Source organism: Achromobacter xylosoxidans, from assembly GCF_001457475.1.
Classification (GTDB): domain Bacteria; phylum Pseudomonadota; class Gammaproteobacteria; order Burkholderiales; family Burkholderiaceae_B; genus Achromobacter; species Achromobacter xylosoxidans.
On record NZ_LN831029.1, the window covers coordinates 1,163,293 to 1,181,587 of the forward strand.

Annotated in this window: 19 protein-coding genes and 2 pseudogenes; all 21 read left to right on the plus strand. The window is 62.2% G+C overall.

Translation table 11 applies throughout. From position 1 onward, the window contains the following. Positions 1-300 precede the first annotated feature (300 nt). The 21 genes and pseudogenes from AT699_RS05365 to AT699_RS05460 all read left to right on the plus strand — a co-directional run bounded on the left by AT699_RS05365 (position 301) and on the right by AT699_RS05460 (position 18,295). Positions 301-1,206, plus strand: coding sequence for a DUF3577 domain-containing protein (locus tag AT699_RS05365; protein ID WP_003116825.1), 906 nt, complete (start codon positions 301-303; stop codon positions 1,204-1,206). A gap of 145 nt (positions 1,207-1,351) precedes the next feature. Next, the gene (locus AT699_RS05370; protein ID WP_003116824.1) at positions 1,352-2,179 is read left to right on the plus strand and encodes a DUF932 domain-containing protein; all 828 of its coding nucleotides are present in this window, start codon (positions 1,352-1,354) and stop codon (positions 2,177-2,179) included. A 94-nt stretch (positions 2,180-2,273) separates the two neighbouring features. Further along, complete coding sequence (locus tag AT699_RS05375; protein ID WP_003116823.1) at positions 2,274-2,963, plus strand: DUF3275 family protein; 690 nt, start codon at positions 2,274-2,276, stop codon at positions 2,961-2,963. A 94-nt stretch (positions 2,964-3,057) separates the two neighbouring features. Then, positions 3,058-3,399 (plus strand): hypothetical protein, encoded by a 342-nt coding sequence (locus tag AT699_RS05380; protein ID WP_003116822.1) that lies wholly within the window; start codon positions 3,058-3,060, stop codon positions 3,397-3,399. A gap of 104 nt (positions 3,400-3,503) precedes the next feature. Then, complete coding sequence (locus AT699_RS05385; protein ID WP_003116821.1) at positions 3,504-3,911, plus strand: hypothetical protein; 408 nt, start codon at positions 3,504-3,506, stop codon at positions 3,909-3,911. Between the two features lie 16 nt (positions 3,912-3,927). Continuing rightward, on the plus strand, positions 3,928-4,188 hold the full coding sequence (locus tag AT699_RS05390) for a hypothetical protein (RefSeq protein WP_003090124.1): 261 nt from the start codon (positions 3,928-3,930) through the stop codon (positions 4,186-4,188). Between the two features lie 76 nt (positions 4,189-4,264). Further along, positions 4,265-4,912 (plus strand): hypothetical protein, encoded by a 648-nt coding sequence (locus AT699_RS05395; RefSeq protein WP_003116820.1) that lies wholly within the window; start codon positions 4,265-4,267, stop codon positions 4,910-4,912. A 727-nt stretch (positions 4,913-5,639) separates the two neighbouring features. After that, positions 5,640-7,355 carry a group II intron reverse transcriptase/maturase gene (gene ltrA / locus AT699_RS05400; RefSeq protein ID WP_012248065.1) on the plus strand — a complete coding sequence of 572 codons (1,716 nt, stop codon included), beginning with the start codon at positions 5,640-5,642 and terminating at the stop codon, positions 7,353-7,355. A 67-nt stretch (positions 7,356-7,422) separates the two neighbouring features. Further along, a complete protein-coding gene (locus tag AT699_RS05405; RefSeq protein ID WP_058207224.1) occupies positions 7,423-8,499 on the plus strand; it encodes a DUF6094 domain-containing protein in 1,077 nt (358 codons plus the stop codon). Positions 8,500-8,545: 46 nt separating this feature from the next. Further along, positions 8,546-8,872 carry a hypothetical protein gene (locus AT699_RS05410; RefSeq protein ID WP_024067882.1) on the plus strand — a complete coding sequence of 109 codons (327 nt, stop codon included), beginning with the start codon at positions 8,546-8,548 and terminating at the stop codon, positions 8,870-8,872. A gap of 77 nt (positions 8,873-8,949) precedes the next feature. Then, on the plus strand, positions 8,950-9,249 hold the full coding sequence (locus AT699_RS05415; RefSeq protein ID WP_024067883.1) for a hypothetical protein: 300 nt from the start codon (positions 8,950-8,952) through the stop codon (positions 9,247-9,249). Positions 9,250-9,331: 82 nt separating this feature from the next. Continuing rightward, positions 9,332-10,402, plus strand: a pseudogene (locus tag AT699_RS05420) (DEAD/DEAH box helicase family protein); the annotation flags it as partial. Between the two features lie 619 nt (positions 10,403-11,021). Next, on the plus strand, positions 11,022-12,740 hold the full coding sequence (gene ltrA, locus AT699_RS05425; protein WP_024067885.1) for a group II intron reverse transcriptase/maturase: 1,719 nt from the start codon (positions 11,022-11,024) through the stop codon (positions 12,738-12,740). A gap of 82 nt (positions 12,741-12,822) precedes the next feature. Continuing rightward, a pseudogene (locus AT699_RS05430) lies at positions 12,823-14,064 on the plus strand (helicase-related protein); the annotation flags it as partial. Positions 14,065-14,174: 110 nt separating this feature from the next. Then, the gene (locus AT699_RS32155) at positions 14,175-14,567 is read left to right on the plus strand and encodes a 2OG-Fe(II) oxygenase family protein (protein WP_232254239.1); all 393 of its coding nucleotides are present in this window, start codon (positions 14,175-14,177) and stop codon (positions 14,565-14,567) included. After that, positions 14,564-15,007 (plus strand): hypothetical protein, encoded by a 444-nt coding sequence (locus tag AT699_RS30815; protein ID WP_081247753.1) that lies wholly within the window; start codon positions 14,564-14,566, stop codon positions 15,005-15,007. Before AT699_RS32155 ends, AT699_RS30815 begins: the two co-directional genes overlap by 4 nt. 213 nt (positions 15,008-15,220) lie before the next feature. Further along, positions 15,221-15,793 (plus strand): PFGI-1 class ICE element type IV pilus protein PilL2, encoded by a 573-nt coding sequence (gene pilL2 / locus AT699_RS05440; protein WP_058207225.1) that lies wholly within the window; start codon positions 15,221-15,223, stop codon positions 15,791-15,793. Continuing rightward, a complete protein-coding gene (locus AT699_RS05445; RefSeq protein WP_058207226.1) occupies positions 15,790-16,431 on the plus strand; it encodes a hypothetical protein in 642 nt (213 codons plus the stop codon). The genes pilL2 and AT699_RS05445 overlap by 4 nt, the downstream gene beginning before the upstream one ends. A gap of 15 nt (positions 16,432-16,446) precedes the next feature. After that, on the plus strand, positions 16,447-17,172 hold the full coding sequence (locus AT699_RS05450) for a TIGR03759 family integrating conjugative element protein (RefSeq protein ID WP_024067889.1): 726 nt from the start codon (positions 16,447-16,449) through the stop codon (positions 17,170-17,172). Next, positions 17,154-17,759 (plus strand): transglycosylase SLT domain-containing protein, encoded by a 606-nt coding sequence (locus AT699_RS05455; RefSeq protein ID WP_058207227.1) that lies wholly within the window; start codon positions 17,154-17,156, stop codon positions 17,757-17,759. The genes AT699_RS05450 and AT699_RS05455 overlap by 19 nt, the downstream gene beginning before the upstream one ends. Next, positions 17,756-18,295 (plus strand): integrating conjugative element protein, encoded by a 540-nt coding sequence (locus AT699_RS05460; RefSeq protein WP_024067891.1) that lies wholly within the window; start codon positions 17,756-17,758, stop codon positions 18,293-18,295. Before AT699_RS05455 ends, AT699_RS05460 begins: the two co-directional genes overlap by 4 nt.

The window sequence follows — 18,295 nt, forward strand, 5'->3', positions numbered from 1 at the left end:
GTGGCGCGGACAAAGGGAAGCGCCCGGGTGCCGATTGATTGCTGCCGCGCGCGCGAGGCCCCGCCATGCTGGCCCCATGCCTGCTGACGTCGTCAGCGACATGCCAGGCAACCATCGGTCTTCGAGGTTGCGGCGCAGTTCCCACTGCGTGACCGAGCCAGCTCGCACCGCATCCTTCCGCGAGCGGCCACCAGCCTCTGGTGGCGGATGCTTTCGCCTTATCAACCCACCGCGGGGTCACGCACCTTCCCCGCATGCGTGGGCCGGTGTGTCTCCGCTTCATCCCAATGGAGATTCACCATGAACACCACGTCCAACGAGAAATCGTATTTCGACCTCCACACCTCGGGCATCGGCTACATCCAGCGTGTCCGTGAAGTGCCCGTCCGGGGCGGCCGCCGTGCGCAGCCTTTCCTGGCATGCACCATCGCCGCGCTGGTCGGCCCCGCCCGGGACCCCAGCTACCGCTACTTCGACGTCAAGGTCTCGGGTGCCGAGGCCAAGAAGCTCGTTCAGCGCTACATCGGCGTTGACGATCCCAAGCAGCGCCCGCTGGTGCGCTTTCGCCTCGGTGACCTGTGGGGCGATGTGTACATCCGCGACAAGGGTGAGCAGAAGGGTCAGGCCGCCGCGTCCCTCAAGGCGCGACTGCTCAAGGCCGAACTGATCGACCGGGCCGAACTGGCTTCGATCGAGCAGCACGAGTTGATCACCCGCGGCATCGGCTATCTCAATCGTGTGAAGGACGTCACCCCAAAAGCTGGCGACTCGTTCCTCTCTTGCACCGTCGCGGCACTGGCCGGGCCTGTCGATGAACCGGAGTATCGGTACTTCGACACCATCGTCGCCACCCCGGAAGCCGAGCACCTGGTTCGCCGGTGCGTTCAGGCCGTCGAGGGTGACCGCAAGGTGCTGATCGCCTTCCGTCTGAACGACATGAAGATCGATCCGTACATCCGCACCAAGGGTGAGCACGCCGGGGAACCGGCCGCCAGCCTGGAATCGACGCTGGTCCACATCGGTCTCATCAAGATCGACGGCACCCAGGTCTATCCGACGAGCCAGGCGCAAGCCGAGGCGCCGCCGGCCGAAGACGCATCCGCGTCCGAAGCCGACGATGCCATCGACACGGCCACCGAGCCCGCCGAGCGCGAGCCCGAGGCGCAAGTCCAGGAGCAGGAGCCGGCATTGGCTGCTTCGTTCTGATCCGGCACGGCCTCTCACGGGGCCTTGTCGCTTTTCCTCCCCACGTACGCCGCGTCCCCAGGACGCGTGCTTGCGCATTTCATCCCCCGAGTTCCGCGTGGTCTCACGGCCACGCGGTTGTCGAATTTCTCAAAGGAGATCAGCCATGTCTCTGGTATCCCGCTTTGCTCCGCAATCCCCGATCCTGCGCTCTGATCGCCCACTCTCGGACGACCGCATTCGTGCCGTCGTTCCGTCGATCTTCGCCGACGCTCCACATGGGAGCCGGTCCGATCGGTATGCCTACATACCGACCTCGACCGTGCTGACCAAGCTGCGCCAGGAGGGCTTCGAGCCCTTCATGGTGTGTCAGACGCGCGTGCGCAACGAAGACCGGCGCGAGTACACGAAGCACCTCATCCGACTTCGCCATGCAAGCCAGATCAACGGCGACGAGGCGAACGAGATCATCCTGCTCAACAGCCATGACGGCACGAGCAGCTATCAGATGCTCGCCGGCATGTTCCGGTTCGTCTGCCACAACGGCCTGGTTTGCGGTGACACCACCGCAGACATCCGCGTTCCCCACAAGGGCGACGTGGCCAGCCAGGTGATCGAAGGTGCCTACGGAGTCCTCGAAGGTTTCGAGCGCGTGCATAACGCGCGCGATGCGATGCGCACCATCACCCTCGATGAGGGCGAAGCGGAGGTCTTTGCGAACTCTGCGCTCGCACTCAAGTACGACGATCCGGCCAAGTCCACGCCTGTCACCGAGAGCCAACTGCTGGCCCCTCGGCGATGGGACGACCGCAAGAACGACCTGTGGGCCGTCTTCAACCGCGTCCAGGAGAACCTAGTCAAAGGGGGCCTGAACGGACGCACGGCCAACGGCCGCAATCAGCGCACCCGTCCGGTGCAAGGCATCGACCAGAACCTGCGCCTGAACCGGGCGTTGTGGCTGCTGGCCGAAGGCATGCGCCAGCTCAAGGCGTGATGCCACGCGGACCTCGCCCACCTCGGGCGAGGCCATTTCCTCTCATCCACCGGGTGCCGTCGGCGGCCCGTCATTCATCATCAGGAGAACCATCATGGCAACCCCATCGGCTTCCGAGAAATCTGTTGCGCCCATCGTCGTCCCCGGCCAGCTCACGCTGCGTACCATCCGCGGCAAGAACGGCCCGTTCACGGTTGGCCGCCTCGCGACGCACCTCGGTACTTTCGAGGTCAAAGACCCGGAGCTGGAGCAGTACCCCGAAGGCAAGTACGACGGGGAATTCATCATCAGGTACATCTTCCCGAAGTCCTATCCGGTCGGCGGCGGCATGCGGTTCGAGATCCGTGCCAGCCTCGACGGCATGACGCTCAACGGCATCGACAAACTCAGCCGCGACGAAGCCCGCAGCTTCGCCACCCAGGACGTCGATCCGCTCGATGAAGAGCAAGGGGCGCAGCCTGCGGCAACGCCGGCCAAGCCCACCAAAGCGTCCAGGCCCGCCAAGCCCGCACCCGTGCAGGCGTCCGCGGACCCGCTGGTCGATACCACGCCCTTCGGCGTGGATGCGCCACCGCCTGCTACGGCCGCTGCCCCCGGCAGCACCGAAGACGGTGACGCCGCGCTCTTCGGCCTGCTGTGGCCGCTGGGCGAGTCCGTGAAACTGGATTCGACCATCGACCGCCGCACCCTGCGCGCGCAGATCGCCCGCCTGGGCGAGCTGGGCTACGCGCTGGACTTCAAGACGCAGGAGTGGAGCCGCCAGGCCGAACCAAAACCTGCGTGATCGCAGACGCCGCATGCGCGGTGTTCTTCATCCACCCGCCGGGGTTCCTTTCCCATGCGGGGGAGGCCCTGGCCATTTTCTGGAGGTCTCCATCATGTCCACCATCGCTTGCGATACCCCGCGTTCAACGCTGGATGAACCCGCGTGGCGGGACCTTTGCAAAGCGGCCGCCGCACACGCCCAGCGCGGTTGCGGCTTGTCCTACGACCACTACGTGACGCTCTTCAGTTCGGCGATCGACGCACAGGCCAATCGTTTGCCGGATGAGCAACGTGCTCAGGCTCTCGAAATCGCGGCCCAGGAATGGGACTACGCAACACCTGCCGAACGGCAGGAAACCCAGGACTGGAATGCGGAGCATGGCTATTGCTCGCACGGGATCGAGTTCGGCTACTGCCCGGCCGGTTGTGATCGAGACGATGACGACTGGGATTGAGGGCGACGCATAGGTTCCTTCGCCGCAGATGCGGCATTCCATCACCCGCTGGGGGTTCTTCCCCACGGGGAGGCCTTCAGCTCAACTTTTCGAGGAGGCCTCTCATGGGCTGGTATTTCTCAAACCAATCGCGGTCCGAACTGATCGCGGAACTGATCGCACCGCAAGAGACCGAGCGCGCCAGCGTCAAGGTCATCGCTCACACCCTGCGCGGCAACGTGCTGTGGTCCGTCGCCGAAGTGACCGCCAAGGTCGAAGGCGTGCATCGTGATCTCGCACCGGGCCAGTCCCTGCGCTACATCCGCTGCGATCTGCTTGAACGAAGCGGCGGCCAGTGGGGCTACAAGTCCTTGGACGAGTCCATGCACCCGTACTACTACACGTGCCCGCTGTCCTATCTGGACCTCGCACCGGAGCAGTCCGCCGACTGGCGTGCAGGCGTTCGCGCCTACCACGCCCGGCGGCGCACACCCACGGCATCCGCGGCATCCGCCGCGGCGTCGATGGCCTGAGCCAGGAGGAACCGACATGGACCCGATCCTGGCAACGCTTCCGCCCTCGTTGCTGGCACTCGTTGAAGGGAGTTTGTCCAACGACGAAGTGTCCTCCGACGAGGAAATGCTGGCGTACTTCATCGACAACGGCCTCACCGAGGACCAGGCACGGCAGGCACTGACCTACCGCGACCAGTACCTCAACAACATCTACCTGGAAGGCTTCACGCCGATCACTTCGGCGGACGAGCCGCTTCACTTCAACCCGCACACCCGGCAGTTCGAGCCGGACTGAGCGGTTTTCTTCCACCCCCTGGGGCAGTACTTGCCCCAGCGGGCGGTGCTGTTCCCGTTCATCCGAGGACACCACCATGCCCGCAAACACTTCTTCCACGCTGTACCGCATCGACGAATGCCCGGACGTGATGGCCGACGCCTGCGTCGGCGATGACCAGGGCAACCTGATCTTCCTGTCCATCTGGGCGCGGGACACCGCCGTCCAGCAGTTCCTCGCTCGCCTGACCCTCGGGCGCGACGAGCAGGGACTGGACCAGTTCCACGTCATCACCGACCAGGGCGGCAGCGTCCCGGTATTCATCGGCAACGTCGATCGCCTGGAAAAGCGCATCACGCGCGCGTACCGGCGGACGCTGTTCGGCTCGCTGTCCAACGTGTGGCTGTTCGACCGGCGCTGCGTCAAGCCCGACAAGGCCAACGCCAGCGCATTGGCACTGCTGCCACGCGACAGCGCCCACAGGCTTGACCGCCTGTGGATGCTGGTGCGGGACACCTGCCCGTTGCCGCTGCTCGATCACTGGCGCGAGACCGTGCTGGAACTGCTGCAAACCCGCGAGATGCTGGCCCGCCTTCCGTTCGCCCTCGGGCCGCTGGAAGGCCATCGGCTCGCCATCGACGTGCCGGCGCTGACCCTGGCGCTCGGCTCCCTGATCCGCAGCGACGCGCTCACCGCCTATCCGTATCCGGCCAAGATTTGGACGCCGGAAGCGGTAGCGGCTTGACCCACCCTCGGAGGCACGCCTTGGCGTACTTCCGTGTTTCATCCCCGCCAACCAGGAGACTTCCATGGCCCTCATGTTCCCGCGGCTCGCCCGCAATTTCGTCAAGAACGGAGTGTGACGTGAAGTCACGTGAGTAATTGTCTCAGCCCCTCGGGGTTAGCGAGACCTGATATTCCGCTATCAGTAGCCTACCGACACATGCGACTTCGGCAACGAGGTGGTGTGAAGCTGTCGGGACAATGTAGACCTCCCATGAGGGAAAGGTCCTTCCGCGAGGGAGGGCCAAATCTGCCAGCATCAAGGCGGATGGGTCGCTAGGCTGAGCGACATGGTTAACGCAAGTGAACTGCTGATAAACACTGTAATAGCGAACAAGCCAAAGATGCTGACAGGCTTGGGCCAAAAGGCAACGTAGTCGGTCAACCCTCGTCCGTTTGGGGTTGCGCGGACATCACGACTACCGGTGAAAAGGCAGAACCTAACTCGCTCTTGTTACTCACGTGGAACACGGTAAGCCCGTACCACCGCCCCTCGGGGCAGGCAGACCGTAAGGAATGCTGTTGGTGGTGCGGGTAGAGGAATGTGGAAAAGGCGAATGCCGTCCTGTAATGGGACGGATAGGGATTGAGCCGCAAGGCAACATCATCCTGCGCGAAAGCGAGCAGACTTCCACTTGGTCTTTCTCTACGAGAAAACTTGTCCAACCTTCTATAAGAGGGAATTGCAGATGACTACGCAAGAAATTGCTTGCGCGGGTGCGCCCTCACACGAATCGGTCACATGGCACAGCATCGACTGGGCCAAGTGTCACCGTGAAGTGCGAAGGCTCCAAGCGCGTATCGTAAAGGCGACTCGGGAAGGAAAATACGGCAAGGCGAAATCCTTGCAGTGGATTCTGACCCACTCGTTCAGCGGCAAAGCATTGGCCGTCAAACGAGTTACTGAAAACCAAGGAAAGAGGACTCCTGGTGTGGATCGCGTCACGTGGTCAACGCCGGAGACCAAATCCGAAGCAGTGTTGTCCCTTCGCCGTCATGGCTATCGACCCCGCCCGTTACGGCGGATCTATATTCCAAAAGCCAATGGCAAGAAGCGGCCTCTCGGTATTCCCACGATGAGGGATAGGGCTATGCAGGCACTATACCTGCTGGCTCTCGAACCCATCGCGGAGACGACCGGGGATAAGGACTCTTACGGGTTCCGCCCCGGCCGAAGTGTGGCAGACGCCATCAGGCAATGCCACACGGTGCTGGCTTGGAAACGCTCTGCGGAGTGGGTCCTTGAAGCCGATATCGAAGGGTGTTTCGACAACATCAGCCACGATTGGCTCGCCGAGAACATTCCGATGGACAAGGCGATCCTCAAAAGCTGGCTCAAGGCCGGATACGTCGAGAGCGGTAGTTTGTTCCCGACGGAGGCAGGTACTCCACAAGGGGGGATCATCTCCCCGGTGCTGGCGAACATGGCGCTGGATGGATTGCAAGAGGTTCTTGGCAAATCGTTCTTCAGGACGAGGCGCCAGAACAAGCACTACGATCCGAAGGTGAACTTCGTTCGTTACGCCGATGACTTCATCGTCACGGGGTACTCGCGTGAGCTACTCGAAATAGAGGTGCTGCCACTGGTGGAGAAGTTTCTTGCCGCCAGGGGCCTCAACATCTCGAAAGCGAAGACTCGCGTTACTCATATCTCGGAAGGGTTCGACTTCCTGGGCAAGAACATCCGCAAGTTCAACGGGGTGTGCCTGACCCAGCCATCGAAGAAGAACACGAAGGCTTTTCTAGATTCGATCCGAGGTTTGATCCGTGCCAACAAGGCAGTGAAACAAGACGACCTCATCGGCATGCTCAATCCACGCATCAAGGGTTGGGCGGAATTTCACAGTGCCGATGCTTCATCCCAGACGTTTACTCGCGTCGATGCAGTCATATGGCGCAGCCTATGGCGCTGGTGCAGGCGGCGGCATCCAAAGAAAGGGGCCTATTGGGTTAAGGAAAGGTACTTCCACCGGATAGGCAACAGGAATTGGGTGTTTGCTGCGGACGATGGTCAGAGGTTCCCTGACGGCAACGTGAAATGGAAGATGCTGCGCATAGCGGCGGATACCAAGATACGACGCCACGTCAAGGTCAATGGCCTAGCCAACCCGTTCGATCCCGAATGGGAAAGCTACTTTGAAGCTCGCTTGAGCCAGAAGATGGTCCAGTCCCTGCACGAGCGCAGGAAGCTCGTCAAACTATGGCTTGCGCAGGATGGAAAGTGCTTGATCTGCGAGCAGCCCATCACGAAGGAGACCGGTTGGCATGCCCACCATATCCAACGTCGGGTTGATGGCGGAAAGAACACTTTGGAAAACTTGGTTCTGCTTCATCCAAACTGCCATAACCAGCTACATGTCCAAGGTTTGAAGGTAGTGAAGCCGGTTCGCGAAAGCGAGCTTTGAAAGGCTTGAGCCGTATGAGGGGAAACTCTCACGTACGGTTCTTAGGGGGGGATGGGCCAGCAATGGCCTGTCCCTACCCGACTACTACCCGACCGACGAAGCCACACTCGAAAGAACCCTCAGCGCACTGGCGCCCAGCGATGGGCCGATGTGCATTCTCGATCCTTGCGCCGGCGAAGGCGTGGCCATCGCCGAAGCCGCCCATGCCCTAGGGCCTGAGCAGACCAGCGCCTATGCCGTCGAATTCGACCAAGAGCGGGCCAACCATGCCCGGCTGTTGGTCGACCACTGCATCCACGGTGACTTGATGGACACCATGATCACGCGGCAGGCCTTCGGCCTCTTGTGGCTCAACCCACCGTATGGTGATCTCGCAAGGGATGCCAACGGCAGCTTGGGCTACGAAGGCAAGGGCCGTGGGCGGCTGGAAAAGCTCTTCTACCAGCGCACGCTGCCTCTTTTGCAGTACGGCGGCATCCTGGTCTTCATCCTGCCAGCCTACGTGCTTGATCAGGAACTGGTCGGCTGGCTGACCCGCCACTTCGCGGATCTGTCGGTCTTCCAGGCTGTGGACAAGCAATTCAAGCAGGTCGTGATCTTCGGGCGTCGTGTCCGCCAGCGTGAGCAGGCAGGCGATGACGTGAAATCCTCCCGCGCCCGGCTGTTGCAAATCGGCCTGAGCGAATTGGAGGCGGGCGAGCTACCGCCCGAATGGACGCTGCTGCCGTATGTGGTCCCCACGTCCCAGGCCGAGCCGGAGCATTTCTACCGGATCAGCATGGAGCCCGAGCAGTTCGCCGACGAAGTGCGGCGTCTGAAGGGTTTGTGGCCCGCGTTCGAGACCCATCTGGGCGCGACGCAGCAGACCTTGCGTGCTCCGGCACGCGCCTTGTCCCAATGGCACCTGGCACTGGCCCTCGCGGCCGGCGCGATCTCCGGTGTCGTGCAGTCCCCCAGCGGCCGCACCCTGGCCGTCAAGGGCGACACCTTCAAGCAGAAGTCATCCGCCGTCGAATACCGCGAGCGCGATGACGGCTCCCTGGCCGAAACCCGCATCCTCACGGACAAGTTCGTTCCGGTGATTCGGGCCTGGGACCTCACACCTGACTCGGCCACGCTGGGCCAGGTTTTGACGATCCACTGATCTACAGGACGGAATGCTGTCCCCTCATGTTCCAAGGAGTATTTCAATGTTCAAGAAATTTCTATCCAGCAAGCCCATCCACAGTCCGAAGACAACCCGATTTTCCGTCGGCGCTATCAAGCTCAGCGAGAAGGTACGCTGGCTGGATGACCACGGGTTGCTCGATCCCATTGATCTGGTGCAACGGCATATCCGTGGCGACTGGGGCAGCATCGGAGAGTCCGAACGACGCTCGAATGAAGATGCGCTTTCCCAGGAAGGCATCCTCTTCTCGCGCTACATCATCACACCACGTTTGACGGTATCCGTTACGACTGATGAGCATCGCGACCTGACGCTGGTCAAGCTACTCGACGAGCAAATCAGCATCTGAAAAAGCTGTTTATCCACCCACCGGGGCACTTCGCCCCGATGGGGAGAAGTGCCCCTTTTTTTGAAGGAGCATTCTCCATGTCCACCTCTGCGCAACACGTTCTTCCCAGATTCAACCCCGGCCTGGTCGTCATGACCTCGGGGGTCGCCAGTCTCATCGAACAAGGCCAGTTCAATCCTCGCCCTTATCTACTGCGGCATTTTGCCGCCGACTGGGGCGACCTCAGCGACAACGACTGGCGCCAGAACGACGACGCGCTGAAGTCGGGCGAGGATCGCCTGTTCTCGGCCTACGAGGTCGGCCCGAATCTGAAGGTTTGGGTCATCACCGAATGGGATCGCAGCGTCACCACGGTGCTGTTGCCCAGCGAATACTGATCATCTTCCTCGCCGGCCAGAACCCGAATCCAGCCGGCTCTTCCTTCCCACCCTGGGGCATGTCACCGCCCCATGGGGAGTGATGCATGCCCCGTCTTTTTGGAGCATCACCATGAACGCACAAGTCATCGAAGCGGCCCCGACCGTAGATCCTTCGTCCCTGGACGACAACGTGCTCGAACAGGAATCGTCCGAGCTGTCCCTGAGCCTTCAGGACTTCGTTTCCGAGTTCGGCGACGAATTGCTGGACTCCCTCAATCGCGCCAACCCACCCGTCTATAGCGGTACGCCGCGTCCGCACCGCCAACTGGTTCTGGCAGGCCTGAAGCGCCAGTTGTTCCCTGCCCAGGCAGAGGTCGTACATGCGGCCTCGGAACTGCTCGTCAATCAGGGCGAGCGGGCTGTCTTCGTAAATGGCGAAATGGGCACCGGAAAAACCACGATCGGCATTGCGCTGGCCGCGGTCCTGCATGCCGAAGGCTATCGCCGTACGCTCGTCCTGAGCCCGCCGCATCTGGTCTACAAGTGGCGCCGAGAAATCCTCGAAACCGTCGCGGGTGCAAAGGTTTGGGTGCTCAACGGCCCGGACACGCTGCTCAAGCTCATCAAGTTGCGCGAGCAGCTTGGCGTGCCTTCTGCGGCCCAAGAGTTCTTCATCCTCGGTCGCGTCCGCATGCGAATGGGCTTCCATTGGAAGCCTGCCTTCGCACGCAAGCGCACCCGTCACGGTGACGTGGGGGTCTGCCCGCACTGCGGGGAGGTCATCACCAATCTCGACGGCGAGCCGATCAGTGTTCAGGAGCTGGAGGCGGAGGAATTCCGCCGCAAGTGCAATGGCTGCGGCGGCGCACTGTGGACGCTGATGCGTCCGCGGTCACTGTCCGGCAGCGATCAGTCCTCGGCCGTGTTGCGTGCCTTGAAGCGCATTCCGACGATCGGCGAAGCCACCGCGCAACGCCTGATGAAAACCTTCGGGGACAGCTTCCTGGCCTCGATGCTCGGCGACAACCTGCACAACTTCATTAACCTGATGGACGCGAGCGGGAAGTTGGTGTTTTCGGATCGGCAGGCGCACCGCATGGAGCGGGCCATGGCGTCGATGGAGTTCGGCTTCGGTGAAGGTGGCTACCAACCCAGCGAGTATGTGAAGCGGGTGCGACGTGAAGTCGCCTGAGTAATTGTTCAAACGGGGGCAACCCCGACGAGGAACCTGATGTTCCGTCATCAGTAGCCTACCGGCACATGCAGGACTGGTAACAGACCTGTGTGAAGCTGCCGGGACAATGTAGCTGGGCCTTCGGGCCGCGCCAATGTCGTGAGGCAAAGGCGTTACCTGCGAGCATCACTGCGGGTACGGCGCTAGGCTGGGTGGTATGACCAACGCAAGTGAACTGCTGTTAAACACCGTTATGTACAACAAGCCAAAGATGCTGACAGGCTTGAACCAAAAGGTATGCGGTCGGTTGCCCTTTATTCGCTTTGGGGGCACACGGACATCATGACCGCCGGTGGAAAGGCAGGGTCTAACCCATCTCGTTACTCAGGTGAAACACGGTAAGCCCGTATCGCTGCCCCTTTGGGGCAGGCAGACCGTAAGGAATGCTGTTGGCGGTGCGGGTAAAGGAATGTGGAGAAAGCGAATGCCGTCCTGTAATGGGGCGGATAGGGGTTGAGCCACAAGGCAACATCACCTCACGCGAAAGCGGGCAGACTTCCACTTGGTCTTTCTCTACGAGAGAGTTTGTCTAACCTTCTTCAAGAGGGAATTGCAGATGACTACGCAAGAAATTGATTGCGCGGGTGCGCCCTCACACGAATCGGTCAACTGGCACAGCATCGACTGGGCCAGGTGTCACCGTGAAGTGCGAAGGCTCCAAGCGCGTATCGTAAAGGCGACTCGGGAAGGGAAACACGGCAAGGTGAAAGCCTTGCAGTGGATTCTGACCCACTCGTTCAGCGGCAAAGCATTGGCCGTCAGACGAGTCACCGAGAACCAAGGCAAGAAGACGCCGGGTGTGGATGGCATCACATGGTCCACCCCGGAAGCCAAGTCTCAAGCCATGTTGTCAATCAAGCGGCGCGGGTATCGTCCCAGACCGCTGAAGCGTGTCTATATTCCCAAATCCAATGGGAAGATGCGGCCGCTGGGTATCCCGACCATGAAAGACAGGGCGATGCAGGCGCTTTACCTGCTGGCTCTCGAACCCGTGGCCGAGACCACAGCGGACGGACGCTCGTTTGGGTTCCGACCGGAAAGGTCCACGGCGGACGCCATCGAACAGTGCTTCACGGCGCTGTCCAAGAAGGTGGCCCCGCAATGGATTCTCGAAGGCGACATCAAGGGCTGCTTCGACAACATCAGCCATGACTGGCTCATGGGCCATGTACCGACGGATCGCGAGATCCTGAAGAAGTGGCTCAAGGCCGGATACATGGAAGATCGGCAACTTTTTCCAACCGAAGCCGGTACCCCGCAAGGGGGCATCATCTCGCCAACCCTGGCGAATCTCGTCCTCGACGGACTGGAAGCCAAACTGGATGCTGCTTTCGGAAGAAAGCGGTACGCCAACGGTGTACAGACCCGTTTGATGGTCAACTATGTGCGGTATGCGGACGACTTCATTGTGACGGGACGCTCGAAGGAGCTACTGGAACAGGAGGTCATGCCGATCATTAAGGACTTCATGCGGGAACGGGGGCTCACGCTCTCATCCGAGAAGACCAAGATCACGCACATCGACGAGGGCTTCGACTTCCTCGGACAAAGCGTCCGCAAGTACAACGGCAAGCTGTTGATCAAGCCGTCGAAAGTGAACGTGGCGACCTTCTTGGGAAAAGTGCGTTCAGCGGTCAAAGGCAATAAGGCGCTGGATCAGCCTCGGCTGATTCGGATGCTCAACCCAATGATCCAAGGCTGGGCGAATTATCACCAGCACGTCGTGTCCAAAGCGACGTTCGCACGTGTCGATCATGAGATTTGGCGTGTGTTGTGGCAGTGGGCCGTTCGTCGGCATCCGAAGAAAAGCAGCGTCTGGATCAAGCAGCGCTACTTCCATTCCGTAGGCACTCGCAATTGGGTGTTTGCGGCAGCAACAGGTGAAAGGTTCCCTGACGGGAACCCGATCTTGACGTCGCTGCGGAAAGCAACGGATACGCCCATTCGGCGACACCGGCCAATCAAGTTGGAAGCCAATCCATTTGACCCGACGTGGGAAACGTATTTTGAGGAGCGTATGAGCCTCAAGATGCAGAACTCATTGAGGGGCAGGAAGAAGCTCATCAACCTCTGGCTGGATCAGGATCGCCGTTGTCCAATCTGCCAGCAATTGATCACGCAGGAGACGGGGTGGCATGTCCACCACCTTATTCGGCGGGTCGATGGCGGAAAGGACGGAAGTACCAACCTCGTGATGGTGCATCCGAACTGTCATAACCAGATTCACGTCAATGGTCTCAAGGTGGTGAAGCCGGTTCGCGAAAGCGGGCTTTGAAAGGCTTGAGCCGTATGAGGGGAAACTCTCACGTACGGTTCTTAGGGGGGGATGGGCCAGCAATGGTCTGTCCCTACCCGACTATCTGCCGCGAGGCACGTTCGACCTTCTCATCGCCGATGAAGCCCATGAGTACAAAACGGGCGGTTCGGCGCAAGGCCAGGCCATGGGTGTCATCGCATCCAAGGTTCGCAAGACGGTCTCGCTCACCGGCACGCTGATGGGCGGCTACGCTGACGATCTGTTCCACCTGCTGTTCCGCGCTCTTCCGGGCCGCATGATCGAGGACGGTTACATCCCCAGCCGCAACGGCAGCATGAACGCCGCTGCCATGGCCTTCATGCGGGACCACGGTGTTCTCAAGGACATCTATTCCGAGTCCGATGGCCCGGCCCACAAGACGGCCAAGGGCAGCAAGGTCACGGTCAGAACGGTCAAGGCTCCGGGCTTCGGCCCCAAGGGCGTGCTGCGCTGCATCCTGCCGTACACCATCTTCCTGAAGCTGCGAGACATCGGTGGCGTACTGCCGCCGTATGACGAGGAGTTCCGGGACGTGGCGATGAGCGCCGAGCAAGGCGAGGCGTATCAGAAGCTGGCTTCCAGCCTCACGCAACAGCTCAAGGAGGCCCTGCGCAAGCGGGACACCACCTTGTTGGGCGTGGTTCTCAACACGCTGCTGGCGTGGCCCGACTGCTGCTTCAGGGCAGAGACGGTCCGCCATCCGCGCACGCGCGAGGTGTTGGCATTCACCCCGGCTCAGTTCAACGAGCTGCAGGTGATGCCCAAGGAGCGTGAACTGATCAACATCTGCCGCCAGGAGAAGGAAGCGGGTCGCAAGACCCTGGTGTATTCGGTCTACACCGGCACGCGGGATACCACGAGTCGGCTGAAGATGCTGCTGGAGCAGGAAGGCTTCCGGGTGGCGGTGCTACGCGCAAGCGTCGATGCCAGCCAGCGAGAGGACTGGATTGCCGAGCAGATCGAACGGGGCATCGACGTGCTCATTACGAACCCCGAACTCGTCAAGACCGGGTTGGACCTGCTCGAATTCCCGACGATTGTTTTTCTTCAATCGGGCTGGAATGTCTACACGCTGCAGCAGGCCGCGCGCCGCTCGTGGCGTATCGGTCAGAAGCTCGCTGTGAAGGTCATCTACCTGGGGTATGCCGCCTCTTCGCAGATGGCATGCCTCGCCTTGATGGCCAAGAAGATCCTGGTCTCGCAGTCCACCTCCGGCGACGTGCCCGAATCCGGGCTGGATGTGCTCAACCCGGACGGTGATTCCGTTGAAGTGGCGCTGGCCCGGCAACTGGTCGCCGCCTGATTTCTCCGCCACATGCTGGCATCGTGCCGCCGGCTTTCTCATTTCTTCCAACCTTGCAGCCATGCCTACATCCCCGTGGGCATGGCTGCCTTTTTTCCAAGGAGCTTTTCATGAACGACAACACCCCATCAAACGCCGATATCGTTCAGGTTCGCCTGACGTTGGACGTGGCCTATTGCCTCAACGGAGAGGCCATGGCCGAGATGGTCAGCCACCTGCAGCAGGTGTGCGTGTACGCCATAGGCAACGGCATGCTGACGGGCAACACCTCGGCCGAGGTGGAGGACTACCGGATCGACGTATCGACTCCAACGCCCCCACTGTCGGAAGACGAAATCGCCCAGTACATGCGGCAACGCATCGAAGACGGAAGCCTCCTCGCCGAAGACGTTCCCACGCGCCTGGCGCGCTACGGGCTAATGAAACCCGACGACTTCGTTTCCGAGATGCGCGAGCGCATGGATATGACGTTGGTCAACGGAATCCACGGAGCTGCATCATGAAAACCCAACGCATCGCGGTCGCGTGCCGCAACGCCTCCGGCATGCCCGACATGCCCGTCTTCACCGTCGCCGTCACCGAGCCGGAGTATGACCTCGGCATTCACTACGACAAGGCCGAAGAACTCGCTGAAGAAGCCGGTTACGAAAGGCCCTTCGTCTGCTTCGACGACACCGAGCATATCGCCATCCTGGCAGCGGCTCGCATGCTCGACTTGATTCCCCAGGTCGTCGTGATCGACATGACCGACGGCGTGGTGCATTCGGCACGTTGCGACGTCGGGCAGATCAAGGTGATCTGCTACGACGAAAGCAACCTCGACGAAGCCCCGGATGACGTCGTGACCGAGCAGCCAGTCGGCGATAAAGGTGCCTTGGTCCGCTGCTGGGCGCACATTCAGAACGCGGACGTCGACCCCGGGCTAAAGCTGGCCCGGGATTGAAACGGCGGGCATCACGCATCCACTTCACAGGCCCCGCTCGGGGCCTTTTCCTTGGGCAATCGCGCCGAAATGTGGCGATCGCTGGTGAGCAGGCTGACGGGGCAGCGAATGTTCCAGGTCCCACAATCGGGGCAGCCCGCAGTTCGCATTCCTGACTGCTCACGCGGGCAAGCACGGCCAAGGTATCGGCATCGCAACAGATGAGCCGATGCCATGCCCGCAATCCATCCATACAGGCGACTGGCCGGAGCCGGCCTGCTGGCCGCAGTCCTGGCCAGCGGCTGCACGACTATCCAGCCGCCGCTGCCACCCGAACCCATCGGGGAAGTTGAGCCAGCCGTCGAACCCGAAGGCCCCGAGTACGTTCCAGTGGTGCGCTATGGCCGCTACACCCTCGTGGAGCTGGCACCAATGGCGCAGCAGCGCGACCTGCTGCTGCAAACCATCGACGTGTCCATGCCCGAGAACGTCCGCGCCACCGTGGGCGACGGACTACGGCACGTGCTCAAGCGCAGTGGCTACCAGCTATGCGAAACCGCGCATGCGGTGATCGAGCTGTACGCGCTGCCGTTGCCGGCAGCGCACCTGCATCTCGGCCCCATGACCTTGCGCGATGCGTTGCTGACCCTGGCCGGCCCGGCCTGGGAACTGCACGCGGATGACCGCGCGCGACAGATTTGCTTCGAGCGGCCCGGAAACGGCACAGACGCTGATCACGCTCCCATGCTGCCCGCCACCGATGCGGTAGAGGTAGAGACGTTCCCGATCGCCGGGGGCCAGCCATGAACATGCCGCAATCTGCCGAGCGCTCAACCGCTGCCGTGGTGGTGCAAAGCCTGCTCTGGCTTTGGTTGATCGGTCTGAGCGTCTTCGTGCTCCTGGGCTACCAGGCACTGAATGATCAGACCGGCCAGGAACGCCTCAATACCCGGATGCAACACCTTGAAGCGCAGGTGGCCGGATTGACCGAAACCACCCAGACCTTGCAGCAGCGGCCTGCGGTCGCCACCGCCGCAGGTCTGCAAGACGTCCGTCATTCCCTGGAGGCACGCATTGCCCAGATCACGCAAGCCCTGAACGGCCGCGCCGCGACGGAAGATCTGGCCTCGTTGCGCACGGAGGTCGAGCAGATCAAGGCACGCCAGGCCGTTGCCCGCGCTCCCGCACCGGCGCAGCCACGCCCATCCAAGCCAGCCACCGCCAAGGCCGTGCCGCCGCCGTTGCTGTTTCGCGTCATCGGCACCGAACTGCGCGCTGGCATGCGCAGCGTCTCCGTCGCGACGAGCATCGGGGACTTCACCGCCAGCCAGGTGCAGGTGCTGCTGCCGGGCGATGCGATCGGTCCGTGGCGGTTGCAAGGCATCGAAGGCAGCACCGCCGTGTTCCAGGCCGACGGCCAGACGCGCCGCGTGGCGATTCCTTGAACCGAGGGCCGCACGATGAAACGCCATCTCATCCCGACCCTGCTGCTGGCGGCGCTGCATCTACCCGTGTCGGCCCAACAAGTGCCCCAGCAAGCCTCGATCGTTCAGCCCGGCCGCACCAGCCAAAGCCAGATCACGCAGAGCCAGGACGCCCAACTGGCGAAGGCCTGGGGCCTGCGCGATGACGAATTCGCCCGCTACCGCGAACTGATGGAAGGGCCCATCGGCACTTATTCGCCCAATCTGGACCCGCTTTCCGCCCTAGGCATCGAGGCCCAGTCGGACGAAGAGCGGCGACGCTATGCCGAGTTGCAGGTACAGGTCGAGGCGCGCCGTGTGGAAAAACTGCTCGCCTACCAGCGCGCCTATGACGAGGCTTGGCAGCGTCTGAACCCCGGCATGCTGCGCGTGAATCTGCCTGATGATGCGCTGAACACGGCCGCCGCGCGTGGCAGCGGCCGCATGGCGGTGTTCGTGAAGGACGGCTGCGCCGCGTGCAGTCAGGTCGTGCAGCGCTTGCAAACGTCAGGTACGCAGTTCGATCTCTACATGGTCGGCAGCCGCCAGGACGACGCACGTATCCGCGACTGGGCCAAGCGCGCGCAGATCGACCCTGCCCGCGTGCGCAGCGGCAGCATCACGTTGAACCATGACGCCGGACGCTGGCTGTCGCTGGGCCTGCCGGGCGATCTACCGGCTGTCGTGCGAGAGGTGAACGGCCAATGGCAGCGCCAGCCTTGACACCCTCATCGGTCTCGCGGGCGCTCTGGTCCCTCCTGCTTGCCGCAAGCCTGCAGGCCGGCACGGTCCATGCCCAGGAGATTCCGCCCCCGGCCTACCAGCTTGCCGCCCAGCGCGCGGGCATTCCCTCGGCCGTGCTCTACGCCGTGGCCCTGCAAGAGAGCGGGATTCGGCGCAACGGGCGTCTGGTGCCTTGGCCCTGGTCGCTCAACGTCGCGGGCCAGTCGCGCCGTTTTGCCACCCGTTCTGATGCCTGCTCGGGCCTCCAGCAGGCGATGCGCGCCACGCCGCACACGCGCATCGACGTGGGCCTGGGGCAGATCAACCTGGGCTACCACGCGCAGCGCTTCAGCCATCCGTGCGAACTGCTCGATCCCTATCGCAACCTCGCCATCGCGGCGGAGATCCTCAAGGAGCAGCACACCCCCGGCGAGGACTGGCTGCTGGCGATCGGTCGCTACCACCGTCCCGCAGGCGGTGAACCCGCTGCGCGCTATCGGCGCAGCGTGTCCCGCCACCTCGCTCGCGTGCAGGGCACGCGCACAACCGGCGCGGCACATTCCCCGCGCCAGGAGAACTCTCCATGACGAAAACCCATTTGCCCTTTTGGGGCCTGCTCGTATCGCTCGCAGGCCTGCCGCTGGCCGTGCACGCCGGCGAACCGCTGATCGTGGTGGAAGACCATGGCGGCAGCTCGGCGCTGCCTTATTACGAGGCGCTCAACCTGCAACCGCGCGGCAATGGTGCGGCACCGCCGCCCATCCCGACACCGCAGGTTCCCGCCACGCCTGCGGACGAGGCCGCCATGCTGCCAGTGCGCAGCGCCAAGCTCACGCCAGGCACTGTGGCACGGCGGGTGATCGAGGCACCGGGCCTGCGGGCCTTTGTTGTCGTGGGGGACGACGAGGTTTCCCGCGCCTGGTTGCAGCGCCGTGCTGACTCGCTGCGCGAGCGCAGCGCGGTAGGCCTGGTCGTCAATGTCGAGACCGTACAAGCCCTGGCGCGGCTGCGCGCCCTGGTGCCTGGCGTGCCACTGGCACCCGTGGCCGGCGACGACCTGGCCGAACGCCTGGGCCTGCGGCACTACCCGGTGCTGATCACGGCCACCGGCATCGAGCAATGA